General features: G+C 63.2%; 11 protein-coding genes and 1 pseudogene. 5 read left to right on the plus strand and 7 right to left on the minus strand.

What is annotated here, in order from left to right:
• Positions 1-347 precede the first annotated feature (347 nt).
• A complete protein-coding gene (locus ACTGJ9_RS22910) occupies positions 348-1,832 on the plus strand; it encodes a porin (protein WP_456672949.1) in 1,485 nt (494 codons plus the stop codon).
• Positions 1,833-2,124: 292 nt separating this feature from the next.
• Here ACTGJ9_RS22910 and ACTGJ9_RS22915 read toward each other — a convergent pair whose 3' ends face one another.
• From ACTGJ9_RS22915 to ACTGJ9_RS22925, 3 genes are all read right to left on the minus strand, one after another.
• The gene (locus ACTGJ9_RS22915) at positions 2,125-2,625 is read right to left on the minus strand and encodes a GcrA family cell cycle regulator (protein ID WP_456672950.1); all 501 of its coding nucleotides are present in this window, start codon (positions 2,623-2,625) and stop codon (positions 2,125-2,127) included.
• A 72-nt stretch (positions 2,626-2,697) separates the two neighbouring features.
• Positions 2,698-2,895, minus strand: a complete 198-nt coding sequence (locus tag ACTGJ9_RS22920; RefSeq protein WP_369723331.1) for a hypothetical protein — start codon at positions 2,893-2,895, stop codon at positions 2,698-2,700.
• A 199-nt stretch (positions 2,896-3,094) separates the two neighbouring features.
• Entirely contained in the window at positions 3,095-4,036 is a 942-nt protein-coding gene (locus ACTGJ9_RS22925; protein ID WP_456672951.1) for an acetamidase/formamidase family protein, read from the minus strand.
• A 150-nt stretch (positions 4,037-4,186) separates the two neighbouring features.
• Between ACTGJ9_RS22925 and ACTGJ9_RS22930 the strand changes: the two are divergent.
• The 3 genes and pseudogenes from ACTGJ9_RS22930 (at position 4,187) to ACTGJ9_RS22940 (ending at position 7,018) form a co-directional block, all read left to right on the plus strand.
• Positions 4,187-4,991 (plus strand): annotated as a pseudogene (locus ACTGJ9_RS22930) (YdcF family protein).
• A gap of 56 nt (positions 4,992-5,047) precedes the next feature.
• On the plus strand, positions 5,048-5,830 hold the full coding sequence (locus ACTGJ9_RS22935) for a DUF169 domain-containing protein (protein WP_456672952.1): 783 nt from the start codon (positions 5,048-5,050) through the stop codon (positions 5,828-5,830).
• 9 nt (positions 5,831-5,839) lie between these two features.
• Positions 5,840-7,018: a saccharopine dehydrogenase family protein gene (locus ACTGJ9_RS22940; RefSeq protein WP_456672953.1), complete on the plus strand. Its 1,179-nt coding sequence runs from the start codon at positions 5,840-5,842 to the stop codon at positions 7,016-7,018.
• A gap of 113 nt (positions 7,019-7,131) precedes the next feature.
• On the opposite strand, the gene ACTGJ9_RS22945 is transcribed toward ACTGJ9_RS22940, so the two are convergent.
• A complete protein-coding gene (locus ACTGJ9_RS22945; protein ID WP_456672954.1) occupies positions 7,132-8,328 on the minus strand; it encodes an FAD-dependent monooxygenase in 1,197 nt (398 codons plus the stop codon).
• Between the two features lie 148 nt (positions 8,329-8,476).
• On the opposite strand from ACTGJ9_RS22945, the gene ACTGJ9_RS22950 reads away from it, so the two are divergent.
• The gene (locus ACTGJ9_RS22950) at positions 8,477-8,953 is read left to right on the plus strand and encodes a MarR family transcriptional regulator (protein ID WP_456678596.1); all 477 of its coding nucleotides are present in this window, start codon (positions 8,477-8,479) and stop codon (positions 8,951-8,953) included.
• On the opposite strand, the gene ACTGJ9_RS22955 is transcribed toward ACTGJ9_RS22950, so the two are convergent.
• From ACTGJ9_RS22955 to ACTGJ9_RS22965, 3 genes are all read right to left on the minus strand, one after another.
• Complete coding sequence (locus ACTGJ9_RS22955) at positions 8,922-10,178, minus strand: O-antigen ligase family protein (RefSeq protein ID WP_456672955.1); 1,257 nt, start codon at positions 10,176-10,178, stop codon at positions 8,922-8,924. The two genes, ACTGJ9_RS22950 and ACTGJ9_RS22955, sit on opposite strands and share 32 nt — an antisense overlap.
• A 158-nt stretch (positions 10,179-10,336) precedes the next feature.
• Positions 10,337-11,884, minus strand: coding sequence for an undecaprenyl-phosphate glucose phosphotransferase (locus ACTGJ9_RS22960; protein WP_456672956.1), 1,548 nt, complete (start codon positions 11,882-11,884; stop codon positions 10,337-10,339).
• 120 nt (positions 11,885-12,004) lie between these two features.
• A complete protein-coding gene (locus tag ACTGJ9_RS22965; protein ID WP_456678597.1) occupies positions 12,005-13,108 on the minus strand; it encodes a glycosyltransferase family 4 protein in 1,104 nt (367 codons plus the stop codon).
• Between the last annotated feature and the right edge of the window lie 193 nt (positions 13,109-13,301).

Here is a 13,301-nt window from a genome sequence, read left to right on the forward strand (position 1 = left end):
CAAGTCTGCCCTGACGCAAGTGCAGAGCAGGATAAATATGTCACCTAAATGTCAAATATGACCCCATCAGCTTTGTAGATCAGGTCAGGTGTTGCGCCAAGGACACAGAGTTTGCGAAATTACAAAGCTTATCTAATAAACTATTTTGATTAGTAGAATGGCGCAGGCATATTGATCCGCGACGGTGGGGGTTCTCGATCGTCCCGTTGCAGGTGGTTCGCTCACGTCCCTCGCTTCGAATGCGGGTGTGTCCGAAAGCGCAAAGCGGCCGAGCGGATTTGAAGAGACGGGGATCTGGGGGCCTCACGGTCCGGTCTCCGCAAAATGTGCAACTTGGAGGTTTTAAAATGAAAATGGTGAAGAGCCTTTTGCTCGGCACTGCGGCGGGTCTGATCGCCGTCGGCGGAGCTCAGGCGGCTGATCTTCCGGTCAAGGCCAAGGCGGTCGAATACGTGAAGGTCTGCTCGCTGTACGGTGCTGGTTTCTATTACATGCCGGGCACCGACACCTGCATCAAGCTGGGTGGTTACCTGCGCGCCGACGCAATTCTCGGCGGCGCCGGCGACTATGGCTTCAACAACAGCACCAGCAGTGCGAACGGTGGGTCAAACAACCGTCTGACCAACTACTATTACAGTCGCGCCCGTTTCGACTTCAACGTCGACACCCGCACGGCGACCGAGTACGGCGTTGTTCGCACCTACGCCGACATGGTTTTCACCTACGATACGTCCAACGTCACCGGCAACAGCCCGTCCACGATCTCGCCCAGTGCGCCTTCGCTCGGTCTCTTCCATGCGTTCCTCCAGTTCGCCGGCTTCACCTTCGGCCGCACGGTCTCGATCTTCGACGCCCCGTGGCAGAGCTATCCGGCTGGCGGTCCCGATACCATTCCGGGCGGCAGCAACCACGTCAATGGCGTGAACCAGTTCGCCTACACGGCTGACTTTGGCCAGGGCATCACCGGTTCGCTGGCGTTGGAAGAAGAGACGACGGCGACAAACGGCCAGTCGAACCTGTGGAACGTGTCGGCCGGTACGGCTGCTCAGTTCGTGACGGGCGTCTATGGTGCCAACGATTGGGGTGGAACGCGCTCACCCGATATCATTGGTGCTGTCCGTGTCGATCAGGCTTGGGGTCTGGCCCAATTGTCGGTTGTCGCGCATGACCTCCATGCCGGCTACTACGGCGCGACTGAAGTCAGCGGTCACCCCGAAGACAAGTGGGGCTGGGCTGTGCAGGGCTCGTTGTCGATCAAGAACATCCCGACCGGTGCGGGCGACGTGATCAACCTGCAGGGCGTCTACACCGACGGTGCAACTCGTTACAATTTCCAGAGCCTGTTCCCGCAGAGCTTCTTCATGTTCAGCGGTAGCGGCACGGCGTATCAAAGCACCGGTTTCGCCGGCCTTGCTGACGGCGTCTTTGGAACGGCTACCGGCATCGATACCGTCAAGACCTGGGGCGTCCGTGGTGGTTATACCCACAACTGGAGCCCGAACTGGGCGAGCGCCGTCTACGGTGGTTATGCTCAGCTGAAGTACGGCAATACGGGCAAGGGCCTGATCTGCACCAACTTCGCTGCGATCGCCGTGGCCGGTTCGACTTGTAACCCGGACTTCAACTTCGGTGTTGTCGGTGTCAACACCGTGTGGACTCCGGTCAGGAACCTGGCGTTCACAGCCGACTTGAGCTGGTCGCGTCTGGACCAGAAGTACTCCGGTGCCATCGCGAGCCCGGGCATTGCCAGCGCAGCGAAACCGGCGGCCGTGTACGAGCTGAAGGACCAGAACTCGGTGACCATGATGCTGCGCGCTCAGCGCAACTTCTGATCATCGATCGCGCAGATCGACCAGAAACCCCGGCGGGAAACCGCCGGGGCTTTTTTCTGGAGCGATGTAGGTTTGGAAAAATCGAACTCACCTGCGCGGACGGCGAAGACGAGCTATGCGAATCGATCACCACAAACTTATTTACTTAGCTGAGTTGCTCAGCTATATAGTTGTCAGCCGGTTTGAAAATCCCGGCTCTTAGCTTCACGCTAAGCCTCCAGAAGCCTCCGGTAATGCCCTACCGGAGGTTTTTCGTTGGGGCCAAGATTGTGGGTCCAGGCGACGGCTCGCTTCAGCCGCGCATGACACGCGCACGCGAGTTCGGCTTGTAGGCGAGGCGGCTGTGGCCGGCGCAATAGGGCTGACCGTCATGGACGGCGTTGCCGCAGAAGCAGAAATCCTCGGCACCGGGCGTTGAGATCGGCCAGCGGCAGCAGTTTTCGCCGAGCTCCATCAGCGAGCAGCGATTCGCCTCGTCGATCGGCCCGGTCGCGACAGGCCCGTCCGCTTCTCCGTAGATTGTCGCGAGCATTTCGAATTGCAGCCGGGGAACCGCTCTTTGCGCACGCGGCGCGCCAGTCCTGTTATGATTTCTGTCCTGATTTCTGTGTTGAAGCCCGCGCTCGTCGGCCGAGCGGCCGCGCGTGAGATTCAGGCGCGACAGCTTGCCGATCACGGCGTTGCGGCTGACGCCGATGTCGGCGGCGATCTCGCGGCAGGAGAGACCGGCCTCGAAATGTTGCTTCAGAAGTTCAATTCGTTCGTTGGTCCAGGTTGGTGAGAGAACAGGCATTGTAGCGGTCCCAGGTTGCGACAATCGACCAACCGCAGCTCGAGATCCGTCCGCTTCACGTTCGGCGTGCGCTCACGTCCTGCCATTGTCGCAGATCGACAAAAGCCCGTCCTTGATGGCGAGACGGATGCCTTCCTCGATCAAGGTCCGTGCGACGCCGGGAACGCTGGTGCCGTGAGTGCCCTGTCTCACCAACTTCTCCAGGTAGGTGATGGTCGAGAGCGCCAAGGTTACGGGAATGCGGTCAGTCTCGGCTTTTTCGGTGGCCATGGCCCGAACGCTAGCCTCTTACTCGGGTACATAAAAGTAACGATTAAGACTCTATTTAGGGTCAGTGGTAGAGTCAAATACAGACCGAGCCCATCGCTTAGCCCGTTGGAATCGTGCACGAAATCAGGCGCGATGCAGCGCGCCGCCGGCATGTCCAGGCGATGGGCAAGCGTGGAGTGGCCAGGAAGTGCTGGCGCGATCAGCCGTGCACGATCGCCTTTTCGATCATGCAATGGATGCCCTTGGAGCCGTTGACGGTCTGGGTCACCCGCAGATCGGCCGCGAGACTGCATAGTGTATAGGCGTCCTCGCGCGACAGGTTTCGCGTCTCGCCAAGCAGCACGATCATATCGCGGAGCGCCCGCACCGCGCATTGGTCGAGGTCGGGGTCCATCGCCATGGTCATGTAGTGGGTCGGCGTCTCCGCGCGCGGATACTCGAACCGCAAATCCTTGCGCAGCGTCAGCCGGAAGCGGCCCTGCAACGCCGTCTCGATCGCGGTGACGCAGACCTCGCCGTCGCCCTGCACGCCATGACCGTCGCCGCAGGAGAACATCGCGCCCGGGACAAACACCGGCAGATACAACGTCGCGCCGGCGCCAAGCTCCTTGTTGTCGAGATTGCCGCCCGTCGCGCGCGGCACGAGCGAGGAGATGCGGCCCCAGGCCGGCGGTGGCGAAACGCCCATGACGCCGAAAAACGGTTTTAGCGGCAGGTCGAGGCCCCAAGGCATCCGGCCGACCATCCGCGACCGGTCCAGCGGGATGTTGAGAATCCGGGTCTCGTGGAAATCGTCGGGGAGGGTGCCGGAGAGCGGCTTGATCATGTTCCAGCCCCAGTCCTGGCGGAGCTGGACGTCGAGGATCTCGACTGCGAGCACATCGCCGGGCTCGGCGCCGTCGATCGCGATCGGGCCGGTCAGGATGTGGCCGGGAAGCATGCGCTCGTTGTTGGCATGGACCTCTGATATCTCCGGCGGAACGTGAAACTTGCTGCGGTCCGGCAGCATGTCCGGGCCGCCGCTGATGGTGTCGACGGTCACCTCGTCGCCGCTCGCGATGGTAAGGACGGGCTTGAGCGCGGCTTCAAAGAAGCCCCAATGGCAGGTTTCGGGACTTGAATGCAGGTGATGATGGGTCATTTGCCGCGTCCAATCGGATTCATCAGAACTTGTCATGAGATCCTGTTATGCCCGGGCTTGACCCGGCAATCGATCCTCTCCCAAAAAGATTTCTGAAGATGGGTGGGCGGGCCAAACCCGCGCAGTACGATCATTTCAGCGAGGTTTGTCCTGTTTTTCTTTCTTTCAAAGACGTTTGGTGCCGCACTGGTGCCGATCAATCTTCTGGTCGAGCTCGGGATCATCTCGGTCGTGCTGATGGCAACACGCTTTGCCGGGCTCGGCCGGAAACTGGCCGCGACGACGCTGGTTCTGCTCGCGCTCGCCGCGTTTTCGCCGCTCGGCAATCTGCTGCTCTATCCGCTGGAATCGCGCTTTCCCGCGTGGGATCCGTCGCGCGGCGCGCCCGACGGCATTGTCGTGCTGGGCGGCTCGGTCGATACCGATCTGTCGGCCGCACATGGCACGCCGGTGGTCGCGCACGCGGCCGATCGTTTTTTTGCGCCGGCCATGCTGGCGCGTCGCTATCCGAATGCGCGCATCGTCTTCACCGGAGGCGCTTCGAACCTGATCCCGACCGATGCCAAGGAAGCCGACTATTCCGCGCCGATCCTGGAAAGCCTCGGCATATCCAAGGAGCGGCTGATCCTTGAACGCGATTCCCGCAACACCTGGGAGAATGCGGTCTTCACGAAGAAGCTGGTTGCGCCAAAACCGGGCGAGCGGTGGCTCCTCGTCACTTCCGCCTTCCACATGCCGCGCTCAATGGGGATCTTCCGCAAGGCTGGCTTCGACGTCGAGGCCTATCCCGTCGACTGGCGGATGGGCGGGCGCGATGATGTTCTCTCCTTCACGAACAATGGCGCGGACGGGCTCGACAGGACCAACGTGGCCGTGCGTGAATGGATCGGCCTTTTTGGCCTACCGCCTGATGGGCAGGACCAGCGAGTTGCTTCCCGGGCCGGGCAAGGACTAGAACAGGCCACAAAAGCCCAACAATAAGCGTCGGAAACGGCGCGCCGGGAGGATGCCATGGAGCAGTCAGCCGCTGATACGATCGATCTTGCCGGCCTCGTGGCCGATCTCAACAGTCTGTTGCGGTTGAAGACCACGGTGATCGGCATGAAGCTGTTCGCGCATGTCGCGGACATGGAGGCGATCCCGAAAATCCGGCGGCCGAATGCGCTCCACACCACCGACCAGATCGTCAGCATGGCCTCGCGCCTGGGATGGACCGTCGGCATCACCGGCGACGATCTCGTCGGCGCGCAGTGCCGCGCGGTGATCGGGCTCAGCCCGCAGGACGAGAAATGGCTTGCCGGCGAAAATTATGTCGGCGTCTGGCACGGCACCGCGGAGGATGCACGCAAGCGCCAGGAGGCGCTGGACGTGGTTCCGTTCGGGCAATACCAGGCGCTCGCGGTCAGTCCGCTGGCGAGCGGGCGGCTCGATCCACCCGACATCTGCCTCGTCTACGCGACGCCAGGGCAGATGATCATCCTGATCAACGGGCTGCAATATACCGGCTACAAGAAGTTCGAATGGGGCGTGGTCGGCGAAACCGCTTGTGCGGATTCCTGGGGGCGGGCGCTCAAAAGCGGCGAGCCCAGCCTGTCCTTGCCATGCTATGCCGAACGGCGCTATGGCGGCGTGCCGGACGAGGAGATGCTGATGGCCTTGAAGCCTGCGCATCTCGCCAAGGCGATCGTCGGCATGAAGGCGCTTGCCAGGAACGGCCTGCGCTATCCGATTCCGCCCTATGGGATTCAAAGCGACGTCCGCGCCGGCATGGGCGTGAGTTACGCGAAGAAGTAAAGGCCAGTCATGAGCTCTGCGAAATTCGACATCGTCGTCTACGGCGCGACCGGTTTCACCGGTCAGCTCGTCGCTGAATATCTGACTCAGCATTATAAGAGCGACAACACGCTCAAATGGGCGATGGCGGGGCGCAGCCTTGGGAAGCTGAAATCGGTGCGCGATGCGATCGGCGCGCCGGGCAATACGCAGTTGATCGTGGCGGATGCGTCGGACGCGGCTTCGCTGAAGGCGATGGCGGAACAGACGATGTCGGTGATCACCACTGTCGGTCCGTATCAGCTCTACGGCGAAGAACTGCTCGCGGCCTGCGTCGCCACCGGCACGGATTATTTCGATCTCTGCGGCGAGCCGATCTGGATGCGGCAGATGATCGACAAGTACGAGGCGGCTGCAAGGGACAGCGGTGCGCGCATCGTATTCTCCTGCGGCTTCGACTCCGTGCCGTTCGAGCTTGGCGCGTTCTTTGTGCAGGAAGAGGCCAAGCGCGTCTTCGGCGCTCCGGCCTCGCGTGTGAAAGGCCGCGTGCGCGACATGCGCGGCGCGCTGTCGGGCGGCACCGCGGCGAGCGCCAAGGCGACCTTCGATGCCGTTGCCAAAGACATCAGCCTCATCACTATCCTGAACGATCCGTTCGCGCTGACGCCGGGCTTCACCGGACCGAAGCAGCCGAAGGGCAACAGGTCCCTGCTCGAGGAAGATCTGCAATCCTGGGCCGCGCCGTTCACGATGGCGCTGATCAACACCCGCAACGTCCATCGTTCCAACATGCTGATGGGCTTTCCCTACGGCCAGGACTTCGTCTACGACGAGATGGTTCTGACTGGTCCCGGCGAGAAGGGCGAGGCCAACGCCAAGCTCGTCATGGCGGCGAACGCCGAGAAGACCGGCCCGGGCGCGCCCAAGCCGGGCGAAGGCCCCTCGAAGGAAGAACGAGAGAACGGCCGTTTTGATCTGCTCTATGTCGCGATCGCGCCTGACGGTCGCCAGATCCGCGCCGGCGTCACCGGCGACCGCGATCCCGGTTATGGCTCGACCTCGAAGATGATCTCCGAATGTGCCATCTGCATGCTGCGCGACGTGACCGATGTTCCAGCCGGGCTCTGGACGCCGGGCGCAGCAATGCAGCACAAGCTGATCAAGCGCTTGCGGGAGCATGCGGGGCTGACGTTCGCGGTGGAGGGCTAGATCCGCTATCGTAGGGTGGGGCAAAGGCGCAACGCGCCGTGCCCACCATATCTCCATGAGCATCTTTGCGAGTGGTGGGCGCTCCGCTTTGCCCACCCTGCGGCACCGTGCCGTTACACCGCCCGTGCGTCATACCCGTACATGAAATCCATGCTCTTCGACCCCAGCGGCAGCAGCCATTTCATCATCTGGTTTCTAACCCAGGCGCCGGTGGCGCTGAATTCGCGCTTGCTGTTGCCGTTGCGGCGGGCAATGGCGACGATCTTCTCGGCGCGGGGGCGCCGCTCGGCCTCGAAGGCCTGGAAAGTGGCGGTTAGCTCCTGGCCTTCCTGCATCAGACGGGCGAGCCGCATCGCATCCTCCAGTGCGAGCGACGCGCCCTGGCCGGCATGGGGGCTGGTTGCATGCGCGGCATCGCCGATCAGCAGCGAGCGTTTGCGTGACCATGTAGGCAAGGTCGCGACGTCGAGCGTGTCGGTGACCACGATGTTCTCGGCCGCCTCGATGATCGCAGGGATCGGATCATGCCAGCCGTGATGGAAGCCGCGCAGATGTTGCTTCAGCGTCGCCTCGTCGAGCGCGCGGAACATCGCGGCATCCATGCCGTGCGCCGGCTGCGTGCTCCACCACATCACGCCGTCCTTCGGGTCCGGGCTGCAATAACCGTGGCCGAAGTAGCCGCTCTGTCCGAAGGTGGTCTCGACATGCCGGCCGATCGCGCGGCCGTCGAGCACAGCATGCGGCACGAAGCCGCCGAAACCGATCAGGCCGGTGTTGAATGGCTTTGGCCCGTCCGGCACCACTTGCCGCCGCGCCACCGAATGCACGCCGTCGGCGCCGATCAGGAAGTCGCCCTCGGCCGTGGTGCCATCGGCAAAATAGGCGATGACCGGCTGGTCGCCGCGATCCTCGATCTTGATCAGGCGCTTGTCGAAATAAAGCGAGACGCATGCGCACCACGCCTTGTCGATCAGCATCTCGTTCAAGGTCGCGCGGCAGACGTTGACCGCGGGCTGGCCGAAGCGCCGCGCCATGTCGCGGTTGATCGAGCCGAGCCTTTGGCCCTCTTGCGAATAGAAATCGAAAGACTCTGCGGTCGAGCCGCGGCTGATCAACTCCGCCGCAAGTCCGATCTCGTCCATCACGTGCATGCCGTTGGGCGCGATCTGGAGGCCACCGCCAATGCCCTTGGAGTAGGGCCAGGCTTCGTAGATCGCCGATTCGATGCTGGCGCGGCGCAGCAGGATCGCTGCAACCGGGCCGGCGATGCCGGCACCGATGATCAGGGCCTTGCGGGGACGATGAGGCATTGGCTTGCTCCCGACGTTTCCATGGTGCTAGGAAAAATTACGGCCACTAAATCTCTTAGTGGCTAAGATATATATCGACTAAGATATGAGGTGAGCCTTGTCAAGGGCGAAGGCGCGCGCGACGCTACTGGGAGAATTGGAAGAGGCGATGCGGCGGTCCTCGGCGCAGGGCGTGCTCTATGGGCAAGCCGTTGCGAACGCGGCCGGAATTGCCAACTCCGACCTCGAATGCATGGACATCCTTTATCTCGAGGGACGCGTGACCGCGGGCCGCCTCGCCGAGGTGACGGGGCTGACGACGGGCGCCATCACCGGCGTGGTCGATCGGCTCGAGAAGGCCGGACTGGTGCGCCGCGAGCGGGACGAGACCGATCGGCGCAAGGTCTTCATTACAGTCGTACCGGAGACCGGAGCGAAAATCGGCGAACTCTACGTGCCGATGCAGCAGGCCATGGAGAAGGTCTTCAGTACCTACTCGGACGAGGAACTGCGGCTACTGCTGCGCTTCGCCAATGAGGGTTACAAGGGCGTGCTTGCGGCGACCGCTGCACTGAAGGGCCTGCTCGACACGCCGCCGGAGAAGCGGCCCGCGCTCAAGCTGAAGAAGCATCCTCGCCAGACCTGATCTTGTAGGCCTGTGCGGCCGCGATCATGCCCCACATCGCGCCCAGCATCATCCAGAAGTGCCGCCAGTGGTCGGTGTCGATCACGAAACTTTCGCCGACGGTGCCGACGAAGGCCGAGAACACCGCGAGATAAGCGCGCTGCCAGGGGACGCGGACGAAGATGTGGCGAAAGCCCGTGATGACGGTCGTGAAGACCAGCGCGGGATAGCAAACGCCGGAGAGCCAGCCGCCGGACATGAAGGCGTTCAGATAGGAATTGTGGGTGTCCTCGGGGAAGAAGCGGTGGAATTGTAAGGGACCAATGCCGAACGGCAGGTCGAGCGCCATCTCCGCGCCGAGGATGTGCCGGCCGAACCGGCCGAAGCGGCCCTCATCATAGCTCTGGTCGAAGCTTGCGCGCTGCTTGAACATCTCGGCGATGGAATCGAACGACAGCAGGACCGCGATCAGCGCGAGGCCCAGCACCACCGCGACGACGGCCATGATGATGATGCGCGAGCGTTGCGCGTTGGTGCGGCTGGTCAGGACCATCAGCGCCAGCATGAAGGCGGAGGTCAGGACAAGCCCGCCCCAGGCGGCGCGGGAGAAGGCGAGCAGGATCGCCAGCGACATGATGCCGAAGGCGATGACGTTGCGGAACGCCTTGGCGAGCTTGTCCGAGACCACGCTCTGGAGCGCGAACAGAGCCGGCAGGATCAGGAAGGCGCCGAGTACGTTCGGGTCCTTGAACGTGCCGCGTGCGCGCTCGTAGAGCGTCAGGAGATCGTGGCCGCCGGGAACGAGATTGAAATAGCCCGCGATCGCCGAGAGCGAGGCGATCATCGCGCCGAGCACGAGGCCGCGGCGCAGCATGTCGAGCCGCGCCGCCGTGTCCTCGGAGGTCACCATGGCGAAGAACACCACGGTCACCGCCATGTACCAGGAGGTCGCGATCCAGCTTGCGACCTCGGACTGGTCGAGCAGCGGGATCGCGCTGATGGTGTAGCCGACATTGAGCAGGACCAGGGCCAGCACCAGCGGCATCAGCACGAGCTTGAGCCGCAGGCCGGTGGCGAAGAAGGCGACGGTGGCGAGCAGGGTCGCGACCTCGTAGGGGCTCGGCTCGATGAAAACGATCGCGCCGGACGCACCGACCAGCCACACCAGCGCGCGCTGGAGGGCCAGCACGCCGGGCGCGGCCGGTGCGGCTATGTTCATTCCACCGGCTGTCGCCGCATATGCCATTATGGGCTCACGCTACTCGTACACAACACTTCCGCCGTCATGCCCCGCGAAGGCGGGGCATCCAGTAATCCGAGCTGTTCGTGGCAGTTTCCGCTGCCGGCGATTACTGGATCGCCCGGTCAAGCCGGGCGATGACAGCGTGGCTCGGGCACTACCACTCAATACGCGTTCTCGTTCTTGGTCAGCAGCGAGAGCGGCGTCTTCAGGAAAATGACGAGATCGAACAGCACCGACCAGTTCTCGATGTAATAGAGGTCGAACTCGACTCGTTTCTGGATCTTCTCTTCATTGTCGATCTCGCCGCGCCAGCCGTTGATCTGGGCCCAGCCGGTGATGCCGGGCTTGACGCGATGGCGAGCGAAATAGCCGTCGACGGCTTCGTCGAACAGGCGGCTCTGCAGCTTGCCCTGCACCGCGTGCGGGCGCGGCCCGACCAGGGAGAGATTGCCGGAGAACACCACGTTGAAGAGCTGCGGCAGCTCGTCGAGGCTGGTCTTGCGAATGAAGCGGCCAACGCGGGTGACGCGCGGATCGTTCTTGGTCACGACCTTCGATGCGGTCGGGTCGGCCTGGTGATGATACATCGAGCGGAACTTGTAGACGTCGATCCGCTCATTGTTGAAGCCAAACCGCTTCTGGCGGAACAGGACGGGGCCGGGGCTATCGAGCCTCACAGCCAGCGCCACCAGCGCCATCACGGGAAGCGCGGCGAGCAGCGCGAGGCTGCCGACGACGCGGTCGAACAGCCATTTCATCACCAGGTCCCAGTCTGTGATCGGCGCCTCGAATACGTCGAGCGTCGGCACTTCGCCGAGATAGGAATAGGAGCGGGGGCGGAAGCGCAGCTTGTTGGTGTGGGCGGAGAGGCGGATGTCGACCGGCAGCACCCAGAGCTTCTTGAGCATCTCGAGGATGCGCGTCTCGGCCGAGATCGGCAGGGCGAACAGCACCAGATCAACCCGGGTGCGGCGGGCGAATTCGACGATGTCGTCGACCTTGCCGAGCTTGCGCGCACCCGCGCAGGTGTCGAGCGCGCGGCTGTCGTTGCGGTCGTCGAATACGCCGAGCACGTGAATGTCAGAATCCTCCTGCGCCTTCAGCGCCTCGACCAGCTGCTCGCCGTTGCTGTCGGAGCCGACGATTATGGTGCGGCGATCGAGCCGGCCCTGGCGCGCCCAGCTGCGCACCAGTGAGCGCAGGATAAGCCGCTCGGCGACCAGCGCGGCGAGGCCGAGGAAGTAGAAGGCGGCAAGCCACAGCCGCGACATCTCGCTGCCGAATTTGGCGAAAAAGGAGATGCCGATGAACAGCAGGAAGACGAACGACCAGGACGAGATCATCCGCGTCATCTGTCGGAGCTGCCCCCGAAACAACTGCACCTGATAGATGTCCGCGGCCTGGAAGCAGACCACGGCGGCGACCGCGACGGCGACGATCTCTGCGGGATAGACCCAGTTGAAGCCGGCGAGCGGCATGACGTAGCCGACATACACCGCGATGCCGACCACGCTCAGCAGCACGAAATCGGTAGCGCGCGCAAAGCCGGTGATCACGATCGGCGAATAGGCGCGTGCGACCTTCTGGTTCACGACGTCGAGTGCGGCCGGCGTCAGGCGGCGGCGTCGCTCGACAAAAGCCTGGTCAGCCGGCTTTGCCGCGGCGCTGGTCGCGGCATCGAGCATCGAGCGTGCGTTGAGCGGTTCCACGGGCGTCCACGTCCATTCCAAAGATCCGCGGGCGCCGCGTTGCGCTCCGGGCGAGCATCCCCCAAGGCTCATCGGATATCGGACAAATCGGAAGATTCTCTAAAGCGGCCTTGAGAGTGGTTAATGATTTGCGAATGCATCGCGGTAACCCGCGAGCACGCCGTCAACCATCGCCCGCTGGGAGAAATGCGCCGAGATCCGCTCGCGGAGCGACAATGCGCGCTGCGCGGTTCCCTGCGGATTTTCGAGCGCCGCGGCGATTGCCTCGGCCATGGCCTCGGCGTTGCTCGCTGCGAACAGCGCCGGGTTCTCGGGTCCAAAGATCTCGGGGATGCCGCCGACGCGCGCTGCGATCATGGGAATGCCGGCCGCGCCCGCCTCGATCACGACATAGGGCATGGAATCGCCGCGCGAGGGAACGACCAGCAGGCGCCCCTTGGAAAAGCCGTAGCGCGCCTTGACGTGGCCGATGAAGCGGATCGCGTCCGTCAGGCCGAGCCGCTCGACCTGCGCTTTCAGCGTCGCCGTCTCCTCGCCGTCACCGCCGAGCGTCAGCGTGACCTTCTTGCCGCTTTCATGCAGCCGGGCCACTGCGTCGACCAGGAGGTCGGCGCCCTTGATATGCCGGAACTCGCCGACATAGGCGAGGTCGGTGGCGTCATCGGCGATCACGACCGGCTCGAACTCCTCCGGCGTCACGCCGTTGAAGACGCAATGCACCACGCCCTTGGGCGTGCCGACGATGCGCTGGTAGGTGTCGCGGGCAAAGGCACTCTCGAACAGGAACAGGTCCGTCGCATCTATCAGCGTGCGCTCGAGCCGCGCGTAAAACTCACCCTTCAGGGTGTTGAGCGGATAGTGCAGCGAGCCGCCATGCGGGGTGTAGATGCGGATGGTGTCATCCGCGCGGCGCCGCATGCGCACGAAGGCGCCGGCCTTTGCGCCGTGGCCATGCATGACGTCCGGCTTGAGCGTGGCGATCAGGCGGCGCATCCGCAGCCACACCAGGAAATCCTCCGGTGAGGGTTCGCGGCGGATCGCCAGCCGGTGCACGCCGAGCTTCAGCCGCGGTGCAAGCTCGGCCAGCGCCTTGTCCGCGCGCTCGCCGCCGGTAATGCCGTCGGCGAGAATGCCGACCTGATGACCGCGATCGACCTGGCCGTTGGCGAGGTCGAGGATGTGCCGGAAGATGCCGCCGACTGGCGCGCGTACGGCGTGCAGGATTCGAAGCGGCTGGTCGGGAGAGGGGGCATGATCAAACCAGCGCTCGACGGCGAATGCCGAACAACGTTCTCGAAATATCGAGATGGATTAAGGGGCCTCGTGGTTAACAAATGGTGACGAGCGCGCCTGCGTTACTCGCAGGACGTCGCGATTAACCCCGCGGCAACCTTAATGGAGTGTAATCGGCCCGGTT

The sequence above is a fragment of the Bradyrhizobium sp. RDM12 genome, from assembly GCF_051917485.1.
Taxonomy (GTDB): Bacteria; Pseudomonadota; Alphaproteobacteria; order Rhizobiales; family Xanthobacteraceae; genus Bradyrhizobium.

What these genes read in the sequence shown, in the direction of transcription:
- ACTGJ9_RS22935 (WP_456672952.1), top strand. Translation starts at nt 5,048, where the DNA reads ATGGAGCAGTCAGCCGCTGATACGATCGATCTTGCCGGCCTCGTGGCC.
- ACTGJ9_RS22915 (WP_456672950.1), bottom strand. Translation starts at nt 2,625, where the DNA reads ATGCCTGTTCTCTCACCAACCTGGACCAACGAACGAATTGAACTTCTG.
- ACTGJ9_RS22940 (WP_456672953.1), top strand. Translation starts at nt 5,840, where the DNA reads ATGAGCTCTGCGAAATTCGACATCGTCGTCTACGGCGCGACCGGTTTC.
- ACTGJ9_RS22955 (WP_456672955.1), bottom strand. Translation starts at nt 10,178, where the DNA reads ATGGCATATGCGGCGACAGCCGGTGGAATGAACATAGCCGCACCGGCC.
- ACTGJ9_RS22910 (WP_456672949.1), top strand. Translation starts at nt 348, where the DNA reads ATGAAAATGGTGAAGAGCCTTTTGCTCGGCACTGCGGCGGGTCTGATC.
- ACTGJ9_RS22920 (WP_369723331.1), bottom strand. Translation starts at nt 2,895, where the DNA reads ATGGCCACCGAAAAAGCCGAGACTGACCGCATTCCCGTAACCTTGGCG.
- ACTGJ9_RS22945 (WP_456672954.1), bottom strand. Translation starts at nt 8,328, where the DNA reads ATGCCTCATCGTCCCCGCAAGGCCCTGATCATCGGTGCCGGCATCGCC.
- ACTGJ9_RS22950 (WP_456678596.1), top strand. Translation starts at nt 8,477, where the DNA reads ATGCGGCGGTCCTCGGCGCAGGGCGTGCTCTATGGGCAAGCCGTTGCG.
- ACTGJ9_RS22925 (WP_456672951.1), bottom strand. Translation starts at nt 4,036, where the DNA reads ATGACCCATCATCACCTGCATTCAAGTCCCGAAACCTGCCATTGGGGC.